The sequence below is a fragment of the Enterobacter sp. CPE_E890 genome, from assembly GCF_046521475.1.
Lineage (GTDB): Bacteria > Pseudomonadota > Gammaproteobacteria > Enterobacterales > Enterobacteriaceae > Enterobacter > Enterobacter adelaidei.
The window spans coordinates 36,943-59,066 of record NZ_JBKFZW010000004.1; the positions used below are offsets into that span (position 1 = coordinate 36,943).

Annotated in this window: 16 protein-coding genes; 10 read left to right on the forward strand and 6 right to left on the reverse strand. The window is 46.8% G+C overall.

The genetic code is table 11. The features are described from left to right. The first annotated feature begins 54 nt into the window (after nucleotides 1–54). The 6 genes from ACLHV9_RS26510 (at nucleotide 55) to ACLHV9_RS26535 (ending at nucleotide 12,601) form a co-directional block, all read left to right on the forward strand. On the forward strand, nucleotides 55–2,103 hold the full coding sequence (locus ACLHV9_RS26510) for a DNA topoisomerase 3 (protein ID WP_410397580.1): 2,049 nt from the start codon (nucleotides 55–57) through the stop codon (nucleotides 2,101–2,103). Next, nucleotides 2,100–2,483, forward strand: coding sequence for a hypothetical protein (locus ACLHV9_RS26515; protein WP_326979429.1), 384 nt, complete (start codon nucleotides 2,100–2,102; stop codon nucleotides 2,481–2,483). The genes ACLHV9_RS26510 and ACLHV9_RS26515 overlap by 4 nt, the downstream gene beginning before the upstream one ends. Before the next feature lie 196 nt (nucleotides 2,484–2,679). Beyond that, entirely contained in the window at nucleotides 2,680–2,850 is a 171-nt protein-coding gene (locus tag ACLHV9_RS26520) for a hypothetical protein (protein WP_154816632.1), read from the forward strand. 92 nt (nucleotides 2,851–2,942) lie between these two features. Further along, nucleotides 2,943–4,010, forward strand: coding sequence for a ParA family protein (locus ACLHV9_RS26525; RefSeq protein ID WP_326979428.1), 1,068 nt, complete (start codon nucleotides 2,943–2,945; stop codon nucleotides 4,008–4,010). Beyond that, the gene (locus tag ACLHV9_RS26530; RefSeq protein ID WP_410397581.1) at nucleotides 4,003–5,289 is read left to right on the forward strand and encodes a ParB/RepB/Spo0J family partition protein; all 1,287 of its coding nucleotides are present in this window, start codon (nucleotides 4,003–4,005) and stop codon (nucleotides 5,287–5,289) included. The genes ACLHV9_RS26525 and ACLHV9_RS26530 overlap by 8 nt, the downstream gene beginning before the upstream one ends. A gap of 55 nt (nucleotides 5,290–5,344) precedes the next feature. Further along, nucleotides 5,345–12,601 carry an SNF2-related protein gene (locus tag ACLHV9_RS26535; protein ID WP_407221240.1) on the forward strand — a complete coding sequence of 2,419 codons (7,257 nt, stop codon included), beginning with the start codon at nucleotides 5,345–5,347 and terminating at the stop codon, nucleotides 12,599–12,601. Between the two features lie 198 nt (nucleotides 12,602–12,799). Here ACLHV9_RS26535 and ACLHV9_RS26540 read toward each other — a convergent pair. Then, nucleotides 12,800–14,007 (reverse strand): IS3 family transposase gene (locus ACLHV9_RS26540; protein WP_114139429.1). Its coding sequence is split into 2 segments (ribosomal slippage): nucleotides 12,800–13,686 and nucleotides 13,686–14,007, totalling 1,209 coding nucleotides; the frame shifts between segments, so codons are not numbered across the junction. Nucleotides 14,008–14,511: 504 nt separating this feature from the next. On the opposite strand from ACLHV9_RS26540, the gene ACLHV9_RS26545 reads away from it, so the two are divergent. The 3 genes from ACLHV9_RS26545 (at nucleotide 14,512) to ACLHV9_RS26555 (ending at nucleotide 15,700) form a co-directional block, all read left to right on the forward strand. After that, complete coding sequence (locus ACLHV9_RS26545) at nucleotides 14,512–14,658, forward strand: hypothetical protein (protein WP_326979425.1); 147 nt, start codon at nucleotides 14,512–14,514, stop codon at nucleotides 14,656–14,658. Between the two features lie 45 nt (nucleotides 14,659–14,703). Further along, the gene (gene dinQ, locus ACLHV9_RS26550; RefSeq protein ID WP_326979424.1) at nucleotides 14,704–14,826 is read left to right on the forward strand and encodes a damage-inducible type I toxin DinQ; all 123 of its coding nucleotides are present in this window, start codon (nucleotides 14,704–14,706) and stop codon (nucleotides 14,824–14,826) included. A gap of 229 nt (nucleotides 14,827–15,055) precedes the next feature. Beyond that, nucleotides 15,056–15,700, forward strand: a complete 645-nt coding sequence (locus ACLHV9_RS26555) for a pentapeptide repeat-containing protein (protein ID WP_096891228.1) — start codon at nucleotides 15,056–15,058, stop codon at nucleotides 15,698–15,700. A 235-nt stretch (nucleotides 15,701–15,935) separates the two neighbouring features. Here the strand turns inward: ACLHV9_RS26555 and ACLHV9_RS26560 are convergent, their stop codons facing one another. Both ACLHV9_RS26560 and ACLHV9_RS26565 read right to left on the reverse strand, forming a co-directional pair. Beyond that, nucleotides 15,936–16,982: a DUF3800 domain-containing protein gene (locus ACLHV9_RS26560; protein ID WP_000627692.1), complete on the reverse strand. Its 1,047-nt coding sequence runs from the start codon at nucleotides 16,980–16,982 to the stop codon at nucleotides 15,936–15,938. A 51-nt stretch (nucleotides 16,983–17,033) separates the two neighbouring features. Continuing rightward, entirely contained in the window at nucleotides 17,034–18,440 is a 1,407-nt protein-coding gene (locus tag ACLHV9_RS26565) for an ISNCY family transposase (RefSeq protein WP_000125669.1), read from the reverse strand. Between the two features lie 196 nt (nucleotides 18,441–18,636). Here ACLHV9_RS26565 and ACLHV9_RS26570 point away from each other — a divergent pair, with 196 nt between their 5' ends. After that, complete coding sequence (locus ACLHV9_RS26570; RefSeq protein ID WP_001567369.1) at nucleotides 18,637–19,269, forward strand: DUF6904 family protein; 633 nt, start codon at nucleotides 18,637–18,639, stop codon at nucleotides 19,267–19,269. A 28-nt stretch (nucleotides 19,270–19,297) separates the two neighbouring features. On the opposite strand, the gene ACLHV9_RS26575 is transcribed toward ACLHV9_RS26570, so the two are convergent. The 3 genes from ACLHV9_RS26575 to ACLHV9_RS26585 all read right to left on the reverse strand — a co-directional run bounded on the left by ACLHV9_RS26575 (nucleotide 19,298) and on the right by ACLHV9_RS26585 (nucleotide 22,086). After that, nucleotides 19,298–20,701: an ISNCY-like element ISKpn21 family transposase gene (locus ACLHV9_RS26575; protein ID WP_001567368.1), complete on the reverse strand. Its 1,404-nt coding sequence runs from the start codon at nucleotides 20,699–20,701 to the stop codon at nucleotides 19,298–19,300. A 204-nt stretch (nucleotides 20,702–20,905) separates the two neighbouring features. Next, nucleotides 20,906–21,862, reverse strand: coding sequence for a hypothetical protein (locus tag ACLHV9_RS26580; protein ID WP_326979423.1), 957 nt, complete (start codon nucleotides 21,860–21,862; stop codon nucleotides 20,906–20,908). Further along, a complete protein-coding gene (locus tag ACLHV9_RS26585) occupies nucleotides 21,859–22,086 on the reverse strand; it encodes an Hha/YmoA family nucleoid-associated regulatory protein (RefSeq protein ID WP_326979422.1) in 228 nt (75 codons plus the stop codon). Before ACLHV9_RS26585 ends, ACLHV9_RS26580 begins: the two co-directional genes overlap by 4 nt. Nucleotides 22,087–22,124 lie beyond the last annotated feature (38 nt).

Genomic DNA, 22,124 nt, shown 5'->3' on the forward strand with positions numbered 1-22,124 from the left:
ACACATAATGCGTATTATACGGAACTAACCTTACAGTACAACCAAGGATAAATGATGGGAAAGTTGGTAGTCTGGATTGCTGAAAAGCCTAAGGTTGCAGCGGCCTTTGCCGAAGCTATGGGTTTTTCTGGCAATAAAAGCCATGCAGAAGGTGCATACATTTCTGCAGACGGTAATATCAAATTCACCTGGGCCTTCGGTCATTTGCTTCGGGATTTTCAACCTGAAGAGTATTCCGAGCAGTTCAAAACCTGGGATCTAAAAACATTACCTATCGTGCCGGAGAAATGGCGCAAAGCTGTTACGAATTTCGAAGCCGCCAAAAGTCAGTTCTTCAAAGTCAAAAAGCTGATCGAGCAGGCTGATGAAATCGTCCTGGCCACTGACTTTGATCGCGAAGGGGAGGTGATTGGTCGCGAACTGCTGGTTTATTGCAACTATACAAAACCGGTTCACAGGGTCAACATCACCGCAATGGACAAAGCCTCCCTCAAAAAAACCGTGAATTCTACCTTTGACGGTGCCACTGGTATGCCTTTGTATTATGCAGGCCTGGCGCGGGCACAAGTAGACTGGTTATACGGGATGAACTTAACCCGTATGGCTACAATTCTGGGCAAGCAGCAGGGAATGAATGCTGTCCTGTCGGCAGGAAGGGTGCAAAGCGCAGCGCTTAACATCATTGGTGTACGGGAAGAGGAAATAGCTAATTTTGTCAGTAAAGACCACTACCGTCTAAAAGCCACTTTTACTACTGCGGAAACTTCATTTAGCGGTCAGTGGCTGGTACCAGGAGATCTGCTTAATTCCGAAAAATTACTTCTCGATATTGAGCCTGCGAAAGCAAGAGAGAAAAACCTTAAGGGCGCATCAGGGACAGTTGTTCGTTGTTCCGCCAACAATGCCAGCGAGAAGCCTTTCCTTCCATACAGCCTTTCAGAAGCGCAAATTGAATGCGCTAACAAATTCGGATTCTCTCCTGATAAGACGTTGAGCTTACTTCAGGATCTGTACGATAAACACCACCTGGTTAGTTACCCCCGAACGTCATGCCGTTATTTTCCGACCGGCGAACTGGAAGACCTGCAGGCGACGCTTGATTCGCTTAAGGCGATGGACCCATCAATTTCCGAAGCCATTGATGGTCTCGACACTTCTTTGCGCTCAGATGCCTGGGATGATAGCAAGGTAGGTGCCCACTATGGTCTGAAACCAACCAGTCATCGGGGTGATTTAACGCAACTCACAGCCGACGAGCTGAAGGCTTATACCCTCGTTCGCGACTCATTTATCATCCAGTTCATGCCACCGGCTGAATACCGGAAAGTCTCTCTGGAAATTCATTCTTCCGAAGGCAGCGACATCTTTATGGCCAAGGGGTCAACTTTGACAAACCCTGGGTGGCTCGAGTACCTGCGTCCAGCGAAAGACGAAGATGCTGGCGAAAACGAAGAGTCGCAAGAAATTCCTGAGCTTCCAGCCGGAACTGAAGTCATCTTTGATTCTCTTTCGATTCTGGAGCAAAAAACGAAGCCACCGCGGTATTACACTGACGCCACGCTTATCGCGATTATGACGAACTGTTCGTCTCTTGTTAAAGATATCGATATGAAGCGGGTGCTTAAAAATACCTGTGGGATCGGTACGGATGCCACCCGGGCAGCGATTATTAAAACGTTGTTTGACCGCAACTACGTAGTCAAAAAGGGCAAACAAATTCGGATTACGGAGTTAGGAAAGGCTGTTCTCACTATTCTTCCTGCAGCTGTAAAAAGCGTGGAGAACACGGCGTATATGGAACAGCAGCTGGAAGCTATTGCGGACAGAAAATTATCACTTGATAGTTTCCGATCTGAAATGGTGGAAAAATTGCGGGAAATTTTTACTGGGGATCTGGCCACTATTAATCTGGATAAGGTTATTCCCAAATGCCCGGATTGCGGGAAAAATCTTCGCCGTATCAAAAAGAAAGATGGTGATTTCTTCTGGGGTTGTACCGGTTACCCCGAATGTAAGAAATCTTTTAATGACGTAAAGGGGAAACCAGAGCTGGTGAAGAGTGACAAAAAGGCACCGGCAAAGCGAAAAGGGCCAAAAAAATGACCGATTTTGGAACAACTATCCAGGTGTTTTTGTTAAAAACCGATACCAGCCCGGAACCGCTGCCATTCATTTGCTCGCCAAGCGGTTGGGTTGGCACGTCCCCCGTTGTTTTACCTGTAGTAGAAGAAACGGTTCATAAATTCTTTGCCAGCAAAGGAGTGAGCTGCGCCGATACGGTTGCTGAAGATACGCTTCTCGTACATCTTCGACGTGATTTTTCAACACGTGAGATACGCGCATTTGTTGCTCAGTACTACAAACTGGATAAGCGATTCCTTCTTTTTATCTGCGACAGCATTCAGCGTTCTGACATGCTGATCAACACAATCAGGAAGGTTTATGGCGCCGAAAATATTAGTTTGCCGGTCGTAGATTCTTAAAACTAAGCGGGTAAGTATTTGAAAGTAAGTGAGTAGCAAAAAAAGTTGTGAAGTAAGACAAAATTTGAGTGTAGTTAGCCTTGCGGTGTGTGTAGTTAGTGTGTAGCATGTAAAACATCAACTACACACTAACTACACTGACAAGAAGACCTCCGCCAAGAACTCTTCTCGTCAAATTTCACTGAAGGAGATTTCAATGAAACTGTCTCAGATTGTAGCACTTTCCCGCGACAATAAAAGCCGTTCCTGGTGCCCGGTGATGACTAACGCACAGCTCACTCAGTTTTTCGGTGCTAAGCCCTCACGTGACCTTGTTCTTCAGCGTATGAATGCACGACGCTCACGCAACATGGCCACCGCTGGCTAACCCCTCACCCAAAATTTCGTATACGAAAATTTTTAGTATGTCGCCAGTTAACACTGGCGGCATACAGCTAAGTTTAATAAGGATTCAACGTAATGATTTCAGCACAGGAACAGGCTCTTCGTAACCTTAAGCTTTCCAACGGTATGACGTGGAAAGCTCTGGCAAAAGCTCTTGGGATCACTGAACGCTCAATCCTGAGCTATGTAGCGGCGCCAGGTACTAAGGGGTACCGTGAAATGCCAGCTGAGGTCTGGCACAAGCTTGAAAACATTTCTGGCCATGAGCTGGACCGCAATAACGCTGGTCTCTATTTCCCGAAGAAAAAAGTCATATCGATCAGCTCGCAGAAAGGTGGTGTCGGTAAAACCTCGCTTGTCGCAATCATTGCGTCAATTTTCGCCAATATGGGCTACAGGATTCTGGTTATCGACATGGACCCTCAGGGTAACCTGACAGAGCAATATTACCGTGAAGACCAGGATTTCCCTTCTGAAATTCTCGCGGACCCGGACGGGGACGAATTTTCACCGGGCCCTGCTCACGTCTGGAATATGTTCCAGAGCAATGTTCCAGTTAACCCCTTACAGATTAGCGACAACCTTTATCTGGTAGGTTCAAGCCTCGATCTTGCAGACATTCAGCTTGGTGACCCGGAATCAGTCATCAGCAACTTCAACGAAAGCATTAATAAGCTCCAGGAAGATTTTGACCTGGTAATTCTTGATACATTACCGAGCTTTGGTAATGCTCTGGCAGCGGCACACCGTTCTGCTGACTGGCTGGTTATCCCGACCGAACTCGCCAGATTTTCAAAGAAAGGTATTACCTATCAGCTGCGCACGGCCATGAATACGAAAAATGTATTCAATACCGATCTGACGCTACTGGGTATCGTTGTCAACAAAATCACCTATACCAGCAGGAAAGATAACGAACTGCTGCGTATTCAGGAGAACTACCGCGAATTACTGGAAGAACAGTATGGCGATCTGATGCTTTCTCCGGCTCTTAAACTGGCAACCAGTATTGTTGAGTCACAGGCTATCGGTGTTCCGCTGATCGAGTACGCTCCTAAGTCTGAGACGACTTTGCAGTTTACCCAGCTGTCTCAGGAATTACTGCGCCGTATTAAGGTTGAAGAGGAAGGAATCCATGGCTAAAAACTTCAAAGATTCCATCGGGGGTGGAAAAAAGGATGCACTGATCTCTCAGCTCATCCGCGGTACAACGCAGAAGGAAGAAGAGTTCACTCTGGACTGGCTACCCCATGAAAAAGTCTACAGTGTTGCCCAGGCTCGAAAAAAATTCATAAACATTGAGAACCTGGCTTCTTCAATGAAAGGTCGCCAGCAAATTCAGGCCATAACCGTTTATCCAGCTGATGCAGACGGTCGGCATCAGATCAAAACCGGCGAAAGGCGTTGGCGAGCAGCGGTTTTAAATAACGAACCAGTCCTGGCAGTTATCCTTAATCGCCAGAAAAAAGTGGTTCCACAAGAAACAGCTATTGATGCAAAACTGGCACCTGAACAGCTAAAAGTTAGATTTGAACAGATCAAAGAGAATGATCAACGCGAACCTCTTACACCGATGGAAATGGCGGAAGAACTCGGTAATATGCGCGATCTGTTTAATCTCAAACCGGGCCAAATAGCAGAGGGCATTGGACGACCAGCTGCATATGTCTCAAAACACCTTAAACTTCTGGAAATGCCTGAAGAAGTTCGAAACCTGATGGAAGATGGCATCGTCACTTACATCGAGACCCTGAACATCATTACCAGTGTTTTTGCCGTATCGAGAGAGTCCGGACTCGAACTGGTAGATGAAGCTCGTAGTAAAGGAGAGCTAAGTCGTACTGAGGCCCAGGAATTCCTTAAAGCTCTTAAAGGTAAGGCGGTTATCCAGCAGCCTGCAAACAACGGCAAGCAGCAACCTGACAATAGCGGCACGCAGCAGCCTGACAATAACGGCACGCAGCAGCCTGACAATAGCGGCACGCAGCAACCTGACAATAGCGGCACGCAGCAACCTGACAATAGCGGCACGCAGCAACCTGACAATAGCGGCACGCAGCAACCTGACAATAGCGACACCCAGCAGCCTGACAATAGCGGCACCCAGCAGCCTGACATTAGCGGCACACAGCAGGCCGGGAACAACGGCACTCAGCAGCCTAGCGATGGCGGGGCGCATAACCCAGGCCATATCCCTACCTCGTTGCAAGAGAACGCTGGAGGTCAGGAACTCGTAAAAGACGCAAAACGTAAAGTTACGTTTTACGTAAAAATTGATGACGATGTTTTCGAACTCATTGATAAACCGAGTATTATCGAGAATGGTGAAGTCCATGTTTTCTGCCGCGAACGCGAAGGGATGCCAGAAATGCAGGTACCAATCAGTGACTGCTCCCTGCATCATGCCTCGTTGACTAAATAACTGCTAACCCTCATCATTCCAGTTAATACGTACCAACTGGAATAGAGAGGGTTATATGACCAAAAAAGTTGAGGAGCCAACAAATGATAATCGGGAACGAAAGTCACACGACCACAGCAGCGAGAATTCTGTCTCCGGAGACAATCATACAACTTCAGAGAGATCGCTCCTTAATGAGTCAGGGGTGGAAAATTCTGGCTCGTTGGGCAGTGAACCAGCCAACGGACCTGAAAACGCTGGAAGCGAAAGGTTTCCTGGTTCTTTACTCGACACTGCTCAACCAACAGGACCAGGAGATCAACGCCCTGGCAGAGGACCTGAATCAGGGGATGAGCGAACAGGAGCAGCTGGAGCTTCAGGGAGTCAATACCAACCTGATAATTTCAGATTAAGCAGCGTTAAAGATATTGGCGCCGGCGGTGCCAGGACAAAGTACAGGGATAATATTGCGGCGCTTGAACTTCTGCACAAACTGGAAGCAGAAAAGCGCCAGGCAACTCCGACCGAACAAAGCATTCTGGCCCGTTATGTAGGCTGGGGTGGCATTCCTCAGGCCTTCGACGAAACGAACTCGGACTGGGAGAGTGAATACAACAGGTTATTAGAGCTTCTTCCTTCCACCGATTATGAAGCGGCACGTGCTTCAACACTCAATGCCCACTACACCGCTCCTGAGGTGATTGATGGCATTTATGATGCCCTTGGTCGTCTTGGCGTAGGCGATGGTGTTCGCATTCTCGAACCTGCAGCCGGGATAGGCCACTTTGCAGGTAAACTTCCGTTCAAAGCCGATATGACTCTGAACGAACTTGATTCAATATCATCGAGAATATCTCGCCAACTTTATCCTAAATTTACCACGATTAAGCAAGGATTTGAGGATTTCCGATCCCCTGAAGGATATTTTGATATTGCTGTTGGCAACCCGCCTTTTGGTGATTTCAGGGTAAACGATTCACGAAACCCTGCAATAAGCCGCTTTTCAATTCACAACTTTTTCATGGCCAAGAGCCTGGAATCTCTCCGGGAGGGCGGTATTTCGGCAATGGTGGTAAGCCGATTCTTTATGGACTCAAAGAAAAGTGACCATCGGGAATACCTTGCCGACCGTGCTCATTTCCTTGGGGCCATTCGCTTACCAAATAACGCTTTCCGCCAGAATGCGCTTACGGAAGTTACAACTGATATTGTCTTCCTGCAGAAGGCCAGGCCCGGCGAAATACCAGACCGAAGTTGGGTGGATACTGGATTTATGCGTTGCCCCAAAACCGGTGAGTCATTCGAAGTCAACTCCTGGTATGTGAACCACCCCGAGCAGATTATCGGCAATATGCAGCTCGAATCGAACGCATTTGGTCATTCACCTCAATGCGTAGCTGAGTCGGGACTTGATCTCAGAGCCGAGATCAACAACCGTTTTTCAGTCCTGCCGCGCAACTGTTTTACATCAAAAACAACCGTTGCGGACGATGAATTTGCTGACGCTCGCCCGGAGGTGGACTTCACGGATACTGGTATCAAAGTTGATAGTTTTTTTGTTACTCCTGACGATAAGATCGGTATTCGAAAACCCGACATGCTGGGCAAGGGTGACTACGAATATTATGTTCCTCGCTCCACTGCAGAAAACGATCGCATTCGTAGCGCAATAAAAATTCGCGATACCCTCATGCGACTCATTCAACTTGAAACCCAGGAGACAACGTCCCAGGCAGAAATGGACGCAGTGCGCCGTGAACTGAATAAGCTATATGACCGGCACGTTAAGAATTATGACTTTATTTCAAGCCGTTCGAATAAGGGAGTCCTGAAAACTGACCCCGCATATCCCTTACTTCAGTCGCTAGAAGTAGAATACGATAAGGGCGTCACCAAAGTGATGGCTGATAAAGAAGGGACTGTCCCTCGTAAGCCTTCTGCCAGAAAAGCAGCCATATTCACTAAACGCGTTAACAAGCCAAACACACTTGAGCGTTCGGCCGAAACGGTAAAAGACGCGCTTGTAATCTGCCTGAACGAAAGTGGCCGCGTTGATATCGATCGTATCTCAGACCTTGCCTCAGTCGAGCCTAAGGTCGCTCTGAGGGATTTATCTGGGTTGGTTTACAGAAACCCATTAACCCTTGAATACGAGACTGCAGAGACATTCCTTTCCGGTAACGTTAAGCTCAAACTGGAAAGAACCAGGGGGATTATCGAAGGTATCCCCGCGTTAACAGAACAGACTCGTGACGCGTTCCTGCGTCAGAGATTCAAGCCAGAGGCAGCTGAAAAATTTCTCTCGGTTGACACAGACTTTTTGCTCAGCGAGCTGCAGGTAAGTGCTGAAGCTCTCCAGTCCAGCTTACCAGCTGATATTGATGCCATCGACATATCTGTTCAACTGGTTAGCACCTGGCTACCACAAAAGGATATTCAGGCATTTATCGTTGGCCACCTTGGGATCGCCGATAAAGAGTGCAGCGCTCTTTATGTCCCTCCAGCTGGCAAATGGATAACGAAATTTAAAGGGGGCAATAAAGATCTACTCGAAAATACCTGGGGCACCCAAAGAATGGATGCCCTTGAGATTCTAGACCGACTCTTTAATAACACCCCGGTGCAAGTCAAAGACGTTGCTGGTTTCAATGACGACGGCTCTCCTATTTACAAGGTGAATCAGGAAGAAACACTTGCTGCTCAAGGAAAGGCCGAGCAAATTGCAAACGAGTTCACTGACTGGATATGGACCGACCCGGAACGAAGAGAGAGGCTGGCAAGGCGATATAACGACAGGTTCAACACCCATGTACCAGGAACCTACGATGGCTCCCATCTTACTCTTCCTCAGGCAAGTGGAGATATAAAGCTTCGTGGTACCCAAAAAAATGCAATCTGGCGAGGCATCCAGGAGGGATGTGGCCTGGGAGATCATGTCGTTGGTGCCGGTAAAACCTTAACTGCTATAGCGACGATCATGGAACAACGGCGTATGGGTTTGGTCAACAAACCTCTCGTTATCGTTCCAAATCATTTACTGGGCCAGTGGAAGGACGAGTTCTATAAGCTGTACCCGGGCGCCAACGTTCTCGTTGCAGAGCAGTCCGATTTTGAAAAGGACAACCGTAAACGGCTTTTCGCGACGATAGCCACCGGTGATTTCGATGCTGTTATTCTCGGTCACTCTTCCTTTAAGTTCTTATCTCTGTCCCCGGAAGATGAATCTGCATTCCTTAAAGAGCAGGTTGATGATATCAGCCAGTCGCTAAGGGACTTCAAACAGTCGCTTGGTTCAAGGGATCCGTCTGTCAAACAGATGGAAAAGCAGAAAAAGCGGCTTGAAGAGAAAATCAAAAAAATCTCTGACACCGGTAAGAAGGACGATCTACTTACCTTCGATCAGCTGGGTGTTGATGCGCTTTTTGTCGATGAAGCCGATGAATTTAAAAATCTGGCCATCGTTACATCACAGACGCGTATTGCAGGGCTGGGTAACCTGCAGGGCTCTGAAAAAGCCATGGACCTGTTCCTTAAGTGTCGCTGGATCCAGAAAAAACGCGATGGGAAAGGTGTGTATTTTTACACCGGCACACCTATCAGCAATTCTCTTGCTGAGCTTTATACCCTGCAACGTTACATGCAGTACGATGAACTTAAGAGCAAGAATATCGCAGCGTTCGACAGCTGGTCCTCAACATTTGGACAGGTAGTAACAGGCTGGGAGCTGGATGCAACAGGCGTGAATTATCGCCTTAATGCCCGATTTGCCAAGTTCACTAACGTTCCTGAATTAATGCGCATGTACCGCTCATTCGCAGATGTAGTAACCCATACTGATTTAGCTAATCAGGCGCTGGCAGACGGTACTGGACGTCTGGTACCGAAGTTAAAGGGCGGCAAACCTACATCAGTGATTGTTCCGCGCTCACATCTCCAGGCTCAGTTTATGGGGGAAATGGAGACCGTAATTGATGCCACTACAGGACGTCCCGCACTGGACAACCTTGGCCGTGAAATCAAAGACTGGAATCCGGGCTCGATTATTTACCGCATGGAGAACATGCCTAAAGATCCCCGTATCGATAACGCCCTGAAGGTTACTCATGATGCCAGAATCGCAGCACTCGACTTCCGCCTGGTAGACCCACACGCCCCTGACGACGAGGGAAGTAAGGTAAACGAAGCTGTCCGTCGTATTCACAAAATATGGGAAGAGAACACCTACCGTAAAGGAACCCAGCTGGTTTTCTGCGATTTGTCTACGCCGAAAGGTAAGTTCACCGCCAGGCCAAACAATGATGCCGAAACAGAAGTGGCCGCACCGGAAGACAGCTTCTCGATGGACGAAATTCTGGGCGAGAGTATCGATCCGGATAAATTCTCTGTTTATGCCGACATGCGTCAGAAGCTTATCGATCTCGGCATTCCCGCCAATGAAATTAAATTTATTCACGATGCGACTAACGACCAGAAGCGGCAGGAGTTGTTCCGTTCGGTTAACAACGGCGACGTGCGTATTCTCATTGGGTCAACATCCAAAATGGGGGCAGGGACCAACGTACAACGTCGTTTAGTTGCCTTGCATGACCTGGATTGCCCGTGGCGCCCGAGAGATTTAGAGCAGCGCCATGGCCGCGGCATTCGTCAGGGAAATATGTTCTTTGAGCAGGATAAAGAGAACTTTGAGCTTGAGATTTGTTGCTACGCAACAGAGCGAACCTACGACGCAAGAATGTGGCAAACGATCGAGGTTAAAGCGCGGGGCATCGAACAATTCCGCAACGGCTCACTGACTGATCGCATTATTGAGGATATTGCCGGCGACGCGGCTAATGCAGCTGAAATGAAAGCCAGTGCCACCGGTAATCAGCTCATCTTCCAGCAGGTGAAAATTGACGCTGACAAACGAAAACAAGAGACAATGTACCGGAACTGGCAGCGTAGCCGTCATTCACTTGAAGCCAGCGTTACTCGTCTTCCTCAGCAGATAAGTGAGCTGGAAGATTTACTGGAACCAATCCGCAACGACCTTCAGTACATTGATCAGCATAAAGGAATAACGGGGCTTGATACAGGCGTTACCAAGTTCCACTGGCGAAAAGCAGACGACGTAAAGCTACCAGAAAATGCGGTTGAGCTCCTCGAAACCTACCTGAAAGATAAAATGCGCAAATCGGTCGACAACATGGCGCTTGATGTTCGTGACCCGGTTTTCGTAGGCCTTTATCGCGGCCTGAAGTTGAGCGTCAAAGCCGGTTCAAACGCAAAGGGTCTTTATACGCACTTCGTTATTGAGCGTGCTGACGGCCAAAAACTCAGCATCGACGGGATGGAGATTCGCTACAGTGCCGGCGACTCGTTCAGTCCTACCGGACTCTTTGTACGACTCGATAATCTTCTGAACGACTCATTTAATTCTGAATCCCGGTGTGTCGCGAATATCGAGCGCCTCAAAAAGGATCTGGATGTCGCTAAGGAGGCTATCAGTGGTGACTATCCGCAGAAAGCCTATCTGGATGCGCTTCGCCAGGACTCCATCGAGGTAATGGCGGAACTCAAACGTATGCAGGATGATGAAGAGTATATTTCGACCTGGCAACCGTCCAGCGCAGCTTTTGAGAGTAAACCAGTAGCGGCCGCCCCGACCAAGGAGCCCGCAGAAGGAGAGTTAATAGAACTGGATTTCCAACCTCCTGAAGAGACCGACGATCACACCAATACGGAAAATAATCCTGACAGCACACCAGAGTCTCAACCGACTGACGTCGAAACCGTTAAACTGGAGATGGATTTTAAAACGGCTGCACCTGACACCCCGGTAGTAATGTCATCTCACACCACCAGGACCGCTGACTCTGAAACTGCAAATACCCTGGCGGCTGCCGAAACATTAAACCCTGCAGAAGAAAGCAAGGACACGTATCTGACTATTCCGTTTAAATATGGGTCAGTCATTTACAATACAGACCTGAACCGCCTGCAGGTTAAATTCAGTAACCGCCCTGAAAAAGGAAGTGATGAATACAGGGTAATGAAGCTTCTCAGTGAGCAGGGGCGTTTTTCTTTCGCCCCATCCCAGGACAGACGATGGGTACGCCGTCTTACTGATAAATCAGCGATCGCAGCTGCCGGGATACTCCAGGTTGAACTACCTTTGCCATCTGTTGTTAGTCTGGTCGCTACAGAAAGCGTTCCGCCGGCGCCAGATACTTCCGCTAAGCTGCAAACAGATATGTTCACCGAAGTACAGTCGGCCGACTCCCAGAGAAAACTGACTGACGACGAAATTGCAGCGATGGAAATTACTGCGAATGAACTCTTTTCAAGACAGCAGGAAGGTAATTGTTCGGATCTGCATTTGTTTGATTCAGTCCGGCAACTGGCAGAAGCAGGGAGCATGGAAGGGAAATATTTGCTGTCATTCTGCTATTTCGACGGTATCGGTGTTCAAGCTGATCCGACAACTGCAATTGACCTGTTGCACGCAGCTGCTGAAGGTGGCCATGATGAGGCCCGCTATAAAGTTGGGGAGCTTTTTGAAACCGGCATGTATGGCCATACTGTGGACTTAAAGCAGGCCGCCCACTATTACTCCCTCTCGGACCCCGATTTTAGTAGCCTGGCACGTGAACGTGTTAACCGGCTTTTGTCAGAACAGAAGTTATCTGTGATGAGCGGCTTTAGCGAAATTCTGGCAGAAAACGAGAAGCAATCAGGTTCAGAAGAGAGGTTCTTCAGCAGAATGAACCTGCTATACGAGAAGGTGGCGGATGCTCAGGTCCAAAAAGAAAACGTGGCAAATGAACTGGAACATATGAAAGAAAATGCGCCAGTGTTCACAATAGCTGGCCAGGTTTACGATCCGGTTAATGCATCTATTTCAGATTTACATGCCATGAACAGCCATATCATGAGCACAATACGTGACGCTGTAACAATGCGTAAGGAACAAGGAAGGCCAATTGAACAGATTGCCGGCAGTTACCAGGGGATGCAAATTAGCGTGAGATCAGTCGAGAATGAAATGCGCTTTACACTCACGGGTAAACGTAACTGGTCTCCGGAGGAACTGGTCTATCGCAAAGGTGAGCGAGAGAAGTTTGTGTTACCTGAATTTATAGAACAAATTCAAAAATTCACAGTGTCTCTTAAAGATGAACTCCACAGATGTGAAGAAACTCTTGCTGACATCAATGAAAAGTGTAGGTCTGAAAAGGAGAAATTCGAGACACTTAGACGCAGGCAGATTGAATCAAAGAAGCAAGAACTGGCGACTCAACCACAAACGGAAATGAGTGGCATCCCAAAGGGAATTCGTAACAGATTACACTGATCATGACCAAGTACGGTACATCGACTTTTGAAAGAAAATGATGTGCCGTTTGACAATCTGAGCAAGTCACCGTGAAAAATAACGCCGCATGACGCGGCGTTTTCTCATTTTTGCAGTCGCTGCTTGGTCACCGTTATGCCCGGAGTACCGAAGTCTATACGTGATCTTGACCCTCCATCTCCGAACAGCTTTTGTATCTTAAGTTAACGATGTCCGCTGCCGCCGGTATTCCCTCGGGGAGTGATATCCCAGCGCGCTGTGCGGGTGGTTTTCATTGTAATGCGTGAACGCTACTGCAAGGTTTCGCAGTGCTGTTCTCACATCCGGTTTTGGCATGAACGCGATATAGTCTTCTTTCATCGTTTTCACGAACCGTTCGGCCATGCCATTACTCTGCGGGCTGCTCACCGCTGTTGTGCAGGGCTCCAGATTCAGCTCTCTCGCGAACCTCCGCGTTTCATACGCGGTATACGCTGAACCGTTATCCGTCAGCCACTGCACCGCTGTGTCGGGCAACCTGTCGCCGAAGCGCTTTTCCACCGACCTCAGCATCACATCCTGCACGGTCGAACTGTCATAGCCTCCCGTGCTTGCTGCCCAGTCTATGGCCTCACGGTCGCAGCAGTCCAGCGCGAACGTTACCCGCAGTTTTTCGCCGTTGTCGCAGCCGAACTCGAAGCCATCTGAACACCAGCGCATATCGCTTTCTGCCACCGCTATCTTGCCCTTATGTTCACGCTTCGGTCGCTCTGGTTTGTGATGCAACAACAACAGGTTATGCTCGCTCATTATCCTGTAAAGCCGTTTGGCATTCACAGGTGGCTGTCCCTCTGTGCGACGTTGCTTGCGCAGGATGCCCCACACGCGTCGATAACCATAACTCGGCATATCGCTGATAATGTTGAGGATAGCCGACAGTATTTCTGCGTCTGCTTCTTCATTACGCCGGTTACAGCGCCTGTCCTGCCAGTCGGCAGAACGGTTAATCCGCAGTGACAGTTGCGCACGCGACACGCCCATGGTCCGGCTGACCATGGCTATTCCCCGTCCTTTGGCAACAAGGGCGCGTGCGCTATCCATTTTCGCGACTGACCGTACTCCACGGCTTCTTTCAGGATCTCAACTTCCATCGTCTTCTTGCCCAGAAGGCGCTGAAGCTCCCGGACCTGCTTCAGAGCAGCAGTAAGCTCAGAAGCAGGAACGACGTCCTCTCCAGCCGCAACGGCGGTGAGGCTGCCTTCCTGATATTGCTTCTTCCACTTAAACAGCAGGCTGGGCTGGATACCATGCAGGCGGGCGACATGGGAGACATTCATACCCGGCTCCATCGTCTGCTGGATAATGGCGATCTTCTCCTGAGGAGTTTTACGTTTACGGACTTCTTGCCCTAACAGGATCCCGGTCATCTCAAAATTGGCGTTAGTGTTAGACATATATTCAAGCCTATCTCTTATCTGGAGATACAGCTACTGTCCGGTGTTTCAGGGGGCTACATCAATACGCGAGTGTTCTCGCTGTATATGCTGACCGGAACCGGGTCGTCATTCAGCTATGGCGCGCTGCCCGCCAGGAGGCTACTGAAAAGGTGACACAGGGAATTTCATAGTGGCGGGGGTACGCGGTGCGTTTTAGCACTCCATTCGTGACAGGGATTATTTGAAACAGTTAAATTTAATAAGGTACACTCGCTCCTGACGGAGAGAAACTCATTGAAAATTCCCATATCTTGTATGGTTGGCTTTTCAGATACCGACATCTAGAATGGGTTTCGCGAAGCGGGAAAAGGCAGACGTAAAAAAACCCGACTGGTGAAATCGGGTTTTAATACATTTCCGGTGCTGAGTTGGTGGCTCTGACCGGAGTAAGACTCTCAACAACCAACACATACATAATATGGTAGATACTTCCCTGTGTCAAAAGTCGCAGGGCTTGGTATACTGCCGCCTGTTGGCTCTGTTTTTGCCTTACTCCTGCAAACCGCTTTCAGCGGCATGAACGCTTTCAAGTCCTGGTCAGACAAACAGGTGGTGCTGTGTCTGATGCTCTGGCAGGAGTGAGACTCTCAACAACCAACATTGAGAAACCACAGCGACAGGCGCTGTATGAGTAAGCTGTGGCGTATCGCTCCATTTATGGAGAAACGGATGGGTGCTTTAATTGAAAAGGCAATCATCGTTCTGAAAGCGCTAATCGTCTTTCTGGAACTGATCCGCATGTTCTTCTGAGCGTGACGGAAACGTAACTAAGGGTGGGGGCAACCACTCCCCACCCTTTAAAATTTCAGAAGACTAAAAAACATATGTATATCAACACGTTATGTCAAAGCTAAGTTCAGATGTCCGGGGTAGGGCAAAGTTCAAATGTCCATAAACTGCTTTGCTTGGTCAACAAAAACTTCACAGGGAAAGCAATTCGTGGGAATATCATTAGACTTATAAAGTCTGAGACATAAATATGGCAAGGAATAAGAAGAACAAAAATGCTTTCAGCTACAATAATCGTGATGTTGCGAGTAGGAATTTTATAAATAAAAATTTCAATAAGACACACAGTTATCATTCAAATTTTTTTCAGTCAAAATTCACGAACACGTCTTTTATTGGTGCTTCATTGAAATGGTGTAACTTTACTGGCAGTCTTTTCCAATCCTCTTTATTAAGAGGAGTCCTTTTTAGAGGCGGGAGCCTGCGACATGTTGTATTTAAAGAATGTATAATAAACGCTTGTGATTTAGACCGTTGCAAAACGGAAGGTTTGATGATTGATAAGTGCTACATAGTTAGCAGTAATAATTTAATTAACCGCTTAGATCCTTCTCAAATTATTGATTCGAAAGTTTACAAGTCCTTTCCAGAAAAAGAATTATTCAACCCTATTTTGATCGATGTTATTCAAGAGTTAAGGAAAAACGATTTTGTGAGGCGTTCTTCAGTTTTACATAGAAAATTGAATAAAATTGATACTATTACCCTCACGTACCTTCTAGATCGCTTCGATGAAAACTTTCTTATCGAACAGTTGCCAAATGTTTGTATGAAAATCGAACGTGAATTTCACACGATCAGCTATATTGACCAGCTTCTAAGAAAACAGGTATGATGTCTCTACCCGGTCTCACCACCCATAGAAATCCACAAACTGACGAACAGATGCCTGTCTACGGACTGATGCGGGTATAAAGCGTTTGTTTTGAATACGTTAGTGGAGGTAATGCCTATGGTATTAGATATCATGACTGTTTTGGCCTTTGCGTTTTTGGTTCTGTATAAAATAGCTTCACGAATCATTTCTATGTCTGGTGGTGCGATAAGGTTCTGATTTTCAGAACCTTTTTTTAAAGTTTACTAGAGTAGATTTCATTTTGAATAAACGTAAGATACTCCTCACTTTGACTGCCTTTCCTAAATTTTTTCTGTCCTTCAAAATCTATATCAGGTATGAAATGTATTAACTGGCTATCTTGGTAAAGTGAAAGAACGGAATTTTGATTGAGCACCTTAGAGTCCATTAATTGATAAACTGATTCAATACATGCACCTATAAGAACATCACACAATTGCACGCTTGGGCTTTCTTTCGAATCAATTTGATAGACTTTTTTAAGGTTTAGAGGGAATGAGATAGTTGCTATCTCGGAATGTTTAAACTCTCCTTCCTTATCACAATTGATCAAAAAGTTAAGGCGTTCATTGTAAGTTAGCAGATTTTTAGAACGATCATGCTCAATTGCATACTCTCCAGAGGACATCATTTCCGTGCGAGAAATTAATGCATTTAAAATAGTAAATGAGGCATCAGTGCTAATTCCATCAGTCATGATGGCATCAATACAATCTGGGTGGTTAAATGCCAAAGGACCAAAAAACTCTTTTAACCTTTGCCAATCAAGCCTCCTTATTTTGCTTATTAGCAAACTCACTGAATCTAATGTTTTTTCTTTCATAGCATTTTGAAACTGAAGCAGAACATCATCAAAGGCAGAGCCATAATACGCTGGTCCAACGTAATACACCATTGATGCCATTGAGAAGTTACCGCCATCTTCATAAAGATTAATCCCAGAATCATAATAGAATGGTTCAACAGCATAATCGATGAACATAAGAATTAGTAAAAAGCGTTTATCACCTACGCATGTTATACATGGGTAATTAGATAAGAGATGCTTTTGCAATTCAAATAATGGCTTGCGGTTGGAATCTCTTCTTTTCAGCGAGCTGTACTTCAATTCATCGGCTTGAAGTTTGGGGAAATATTCTTTTATCAGACGACTGGCGTCATCATGGTTTATTAATATTGATGACGCGCCTTGGAATTTTTGCTCTTTGTGGAGTAAGTCATAACCCGTATAGCCACTTTCATCCATAGAAAACGTTATCATCTGCCCATCTCCACTCTATCTATTAACCATTGAAATGTTCGTATCAAAACATCATTTTTGGTTGCGTTCACCAAAAATCTCCTCAGCTCGTGTCTGAAGTTTTACAAGTGCATTGAACATATCGTCCTGGTCCAAAGAACGCTGGGATTTCTTCGTCGTAGGGGCTTTGCGCCTGCGTGAAGGGCCGTCACCGGATGGCACTGATTGTGACCGGTTATTATCCCGTTCGGCCTGCACAAGTTGCGCCATCTCCAGCGCACGGCCAAGACGTTTATTGTCCACAATGGCACCCTGATCGATTTCAGACAGTTTGTCATAGGTGGAGTAGGGAAGTGATACGCCATTAAGCCGGAGCTCTTTATGTCCGTCAGGGTAATGCCAGACATCAATGTATTTACCAATCGCCCGACGACTGAACTCATTGTCTTCAATGAGGTAAAGCACTTTGTCGTACTGCACAGTGAGTGATTTCGACACGCGGCGGGCTTCACGCCAAGTAAACACCATATCAAGATCATCATCGACATCCAGTTCCCGATGAACATCGAACTCCTGGCGAGGCGCTTTTGAAAAACGTCGGTTGTAATCGTTCATGAACTCTTCGGCAAATGCGTTAGCAGATTCCATTGTGCTGATGCCCTGAAGCCTGAGTTCCTTGACCAGTCTGTCCTGAAGGGTTAGATGCGCCCGCTCAACACGACCTTTTGCTGCGCTGGTTTCTGCACAGATGGTTTGAATGTTCAGTTCGTGCATCGCACGTCCAAACTGCGTTTCGCCTTCGCCGCCAGTGGCATTTTTATTGTTGATCCTGAAGACACTGGCTTTGTCGCTATAGAGCGCCAGTGGCTTACCATGCATTTCAATATAGCCCCGTGTCGCTTCAAAATAGGTGAAAGTCGATTCAGATTTTACGAAACGAAGCTGCATCAGACGACTGGTGGCGTCATCAACGTAAACCAGTGCTGTACACTTGGGTCCCCGGTTTTCAAACCAGTGATGGTCGCAGCCGTCAATTTGTATGAGTTCACCGGCACAGGCACGTCGGTAACGCGGCTGCTGGATTTTTGGTGCACGTTGCTTACGTGGAACCCAAAGACTGGCCTGAGTCATCAACTTACGAACCGTTTCTTTGGAAATATGAACGCCGTGAACCTCAGCCAGTTTTTCACAGGCCAGAGTCGGACCGAAATCGTTATAGCGTTCGCGAATAATATTCAGCGCGTATGCGGCCAGTCCCTGAGGCAGCTGATTATTGCTGGATTTACCACGACGGCGGCTGGTCATGCCAAGCGGACCATCTTCACGATAACGCGCAAGCAGACGACGGCACTGGCGGTCGGAGATACCAAGCCGCTGCGCTGCCATCTGTGTTGTCAGACGCCGGTCGATGACGTCCTGAATAATCTTGAGTCGGTTAACTTCATCCAAAGTGAAAAACTCCGCTGCGAGAGCCGTCATGGTAATCCTTACTTGATTATACACGCCGGACATCTTAACTTAGCCCAAGGCTGACATTACAACTTTGCCGTTACACGTTATGTCAAGGCTCAATTGAAATGTCCGTTATCCAGCTCAATTAAAATGACCACTTTGATCTCTCATTCTCTTTACTGATAGACTTTCCTCCGACTGAAACAACAGGATGATTGAGCCCATGCTTCGATACGAGTTAACGCCGAACAATGCAGGTTTTATACTGTGGGGAGATTCAGAAGCCCTGAATGAATTACATGAACTCATTCATTACATCGTGGATGAAAGCCCACTGATTAAAGTTAAAGACGGATTTATGTTATCCCTTGCCTATGATATTCGTAAAGCACGGGAAGGTAATCGTCGTGTTGAGCAACATCAGTATGATCAACATGATACATATAAGCTTTATGGTGTTGAGCTTTTATGGCCTCTGGTCCTGGTACAGTCCTCAATACTCAGAAACTCAATGGGTTATATTCAGACAGACAAAAACCAGCTGTCTGTCATGTATGCCTTTGAATACCTGATAGAATCAGCATTAACAGAGTCTGAGAGAACAACGTCGAATGATATTATGCTAACAGTAAAATATGCATCAGACTCTGATTTTAATTTCATTGAGGATAATATTGACAGCAGGTGCTGCTATTTTATCAGCCTATCTCCGGAGCAAAGAAAAAAGCAGTTAATCAGTATTGTTCGTTCTTTTCATTCATTATGGGGTAAGTATGCCCGTGAAAAGCAGGACATAAAGATGCTGAACGAAATGAATAATACATCATGGGTCTGGCCGGACAATATCAACTGGTGAGCAACCACTGTCCGGCCAGTGAGTACCATCAGCGGGCTCTTTTACCAAAAATGTCCTCTGAACGTGACTGAAGCTGTTTGAGTGCTTCGAGCATGTCATCATTATCCAGTGAGCGCTGGGATTTCTTCCCTTCCTGCTTTGGCCGTCGTCGGGAAGGGCCATCTCCAGCGGGAATTGACTGAGAGCGCGTGTTATCCCGCTTGCTCTGCACCAGACTGATAAACTCCAGGGTTCGGCCAAGACGCTTGTTATCGACAATCGCGCCCTGGTCGATTTCTGACAGTCGGTCGTAGGTAGAGTAGGGAAGTAGCGTACCGTTCAGGCGCAGCTCTTTTCTGCCATCAGGATAGTGATACACATCGATATATTTACCTATTGCACGGCGACTCAGTTCGCTGTCTTCAATCAGGTACAACATTTTATCATATTGTATCGTCAACGATTTTGAGACTTTACGTTTTTCACGAACAGTGAAAATAAGCCCCAGGTCCTCATCATGTTCTACAGCACGGTGTACGTCAAAATCATGTCGCGGTACTTTGCCAAAACGGCGGTTATAGTCAGCCATATAGGCCTCAGCGAAGTCATTTGCAGCCTCCATTGAACAAATGCCCTGTAACCGCAGCTCTTTGACCAGACGATCCTGTAAAGTGAGGTGAGCTCGTTCTACACGCCCTTTGGCGGGACTGGTTTCTGCACAGATAGTCTGGATGTTCAGTTCATGCATGGCTCGCCCAAACTGAGTATGCCCGTCTCCGCCTGTGGCGTGTTTATTGTTAACACGAAAAACACCGGCTTTATCGCTGTACAGTGCCAGCGGTTTACCATGCTTATCGATATAGCGCCGCGTGGCTTCGAAGTAAGAAAACGTGGACTCCGATTTAACAAACAACAGTTCCATCAGTTTGCTGGTTGCATCATCAACATAGACCAGCGCGGTGCAGGCCGGGCCACGGCCTTCAAACCAGTCGTGATCACAGCCATCTATTTGTATCAGCTCACCAGTACACGGACGCCGGTACCGTGGTTGAGGGATCCTTGCGGCACGTTGTTTACGGGGAACCCATAAGCCAGCCCGCACCATGATGCGCCGGACAGTTTCTTTGCCAAGAAACAGTCCGTGGAGTTCTTCGAGCTTTTCACGCGCCAGAGTCGGACCGAAATCAGCATAACGCGTCTTGATCAGTTCCAGAGCCTGATCTGCGAGCCCGGGTGGCAACTGGCGGTTACCACGCATGCCACATCGTCTGCTGGCCATACCAAGCGGTCCGCCTTCACGGTAACGGGCAAGAAGTCTGCGGCATTGCCTGTCGCTGATACCGAGGTGCTCGGCCGCACGGCGCGTTGTGATGCGACGTTCAATGACGTCCTGTATAATCTTGATCCGGTTGATCTCTTTCAAAGTAAACACTCCTGAGCTTTCTGCGCTCATGATATGCCTCCCGGTAGTTTAAACGGACCAGTGAAGCTTACCATAGCGCGGACATCTGAATTGAGCCACAGGCGGACATTACTATTGAGCCATTACACGTTAAGTGCGCTTAATGATCGTTATGTTAAATCTCGTAAGGTGGACATTAAGTTCATCTTCAACAGCTGCCTCCCCCACACAACCGAATCACGAAAATGCAATCTATCAGCTTCTGGTGACGCCATGCTCATGTAACAGGAGTTCAGTTATTTTTTCATGCTCAACAGAGGGATAATTTACGACAAAGTCTTCTCCAGTATTCGAAACTTGAATGACGAACTTCAATTTTATAGAGGTCCTGTCAAACTCTTCACCAATCGCTGAATAGAGAACTTCAAATAAAACAAACGGCCAGTCTGAAAGCGTGTAGACATATTTATCTCTAGTTTCCTGGTTAATGCCACCGTAATGGATCTTCCCGTCATTAACATAAATGGTCCACGAGGCTCCCGACTCCTGACGAATATTATTGGTATCAGGAGCACGGCCAAAACCTGACATCATCGGGACTGATGAAAAGTGTGTCTGTGATAACTGATGTGTAAATTCATTTCTTTTTGTATATAGATACTCCTTCTGGAGTTTTAGTACCCTAGAATCATTATTGATTGGTATACGGCAATAACTTATATTTTTGTCTTTATTTTCAGGTTTTCTTGCATCCGGATCTTCTTTTGCAACATCTACTGTAGACAGCAAATGGTTTCTTGAACTTTCGGGAAGCTGATCAATTCCGGAATAAAAGGCTACTGTTGCACCGTGATGCCTATTATAGTATTCAACCAGCCCTAGAGCATGAGCAACACAATCATTGTTTTCAGAGTCAAGACCTTCCGCAGCAACTCTCCTTTCCTCAACAAGTACAGGATCGTTACTTGTTAGCCATTTCATAAATGGAACGTGCGATTGTGACTGCCCCAAAAGGTCAAAACAAGTTAGGAGAAGGTAAACAACGAGCGCTTCTCTTTCGTGACGCATATGGAAGAAAGGGTCATCAGAATTATTATCTGGATTGTAGAAGTTATAGCCTTCAACGCCAGGTAAAGCGTCAGCTTCTTCTAACAGTTGTTGTGCAAGAATTAGTCTAGCCTTGATTAGTTTAACTTTTTCATCAGGAATCATCGCACATATCTCCATGCTTCTTTAGGGACTTTGTCAAAAAATCTATTCAGGGCCATTTCAGCCTTTCTGTGATCGGCAGCAGCGAGGGCAATTTGAAATTCATTATCAGGTAACTTTGATTCCATATGTCCAATAACCTTTTCTAGATTATCTGCATCATTAATTTGTCGAAATTGCCTTACATAATCCATCTTTGTTTTCAAAATTGCACCTAATTCAGTCATTTTGATTAATGATAAAAAAATAGAAGGGCACAATAAGT

What these genes read in the sequence shown, in the direction of transcription:
- ACLHV9_RS26535 (WP_407221240.1), top strand. Translation starts at nt 5,345, where the DNA reads ATGACCAAAAAAGTTGAGGAGCCAACAAATGATAATCGGGAACGAAAG.
- ACLHV9_RS26580 (WP_326979423.1), bottom strand. Translation starts at nt 21,862, where the DNA reads ATGATTCCTGATGAAAAAGTTAAACTAATCAAGGCTAGACTAATTCTT.
- ACLHV9_RS26565 (WP_000125669.1), bottom strand. Translation starts at nt 18,440, where the DNA reads ATGACGGCTCTCGCAGCGGAGTTTTTCACTTTGGATGAAGTTAACCGA.
- ACLHV9_RS26555 (WP_096891228.1), top strand. Translation starts at nt 15,056, where the DNA reads ATGGCAAGGAATAAGAAGAACAAAAATGCTTTCAGCTACAATAATCGT.
- ACLHV9_RS26575 (WP_001567368.1), bottom strand. Translation starts at nt 20,701, where the DNA reads ATGAGCGCAGAAAGCTCAGGAGTGTTTACTTTGAAAGAGATCAACCGG.
- dinQ (WP_326979424.1), top strand. Translation starts at nt 14,704, where the DNA reads ATGAGTAAGCTGTGGCGTATCGCTCCATTTATGGAGAAACGGATGGGT.
- ACLHV9_RS26530 (WP_410397581.1), top strand. Translation starts at nt 4,003, where the DNA reads ATGGCTAAAAACTTCAAAGATTCCATCGGGGGTGGAAAAAAGGATGCA.
- ACLHV9_RS26560 (WP_000627692.1), bottom strand. Translation starts at nt 16,982, where the DNA reads ATGATAACGTTTTCTATGGATGAAAGTGGCTATACGGGTTATGACTTA.
- ACLHV9_RS26510 (WP_410397580.1), top strand. Translation starts at nt 55, where the DNA reads ATGGGAAAGTTGGTAGTCTGGATTGCTGAAAAGCCTAAGGTTGCAGCG.
- ACLHV9_RS26570 (WP_001567369.1), top strand. Translation starts at nt 18,637, where the DNA reads ATGCTTCGATACGAGTTAACGCCGAACAATGCAGGTTTTATACTGTGG.
- ACLHV9_RS26520 (WP_154816632.1), top strand. Translation starts at nt 2,680, where the DNA reads ATGAAACTGTCTCAGATTGTAGCACTTTCCCGCGACAATAAAAGCCGT.
- ACLHV9_RS26525 (WP_326979428.1), top strand. Translation starts at nt 2,943, where the DNA reads ATGATTTCAGCACAGGAACAGGCTCTTCGTAACCTTAAGCTTTCCAAC.
- ACLHV9_RS26515 (WP_326979429.1), top strand. Translation starts at nt 2,100, where the DNA reads ATGACCGATTTTGGAACAACTATCCAGGTGTTTTTGTTAAAAACCGAT.
- ACLHV9_RS26585 (WP_326979422.1), bottom strand. Translation starts at nt 22,086, where the DNA reads ATGACTGAATTAGGTGCAATTTTGAAAACAAAGATGGATTATGTAAGG.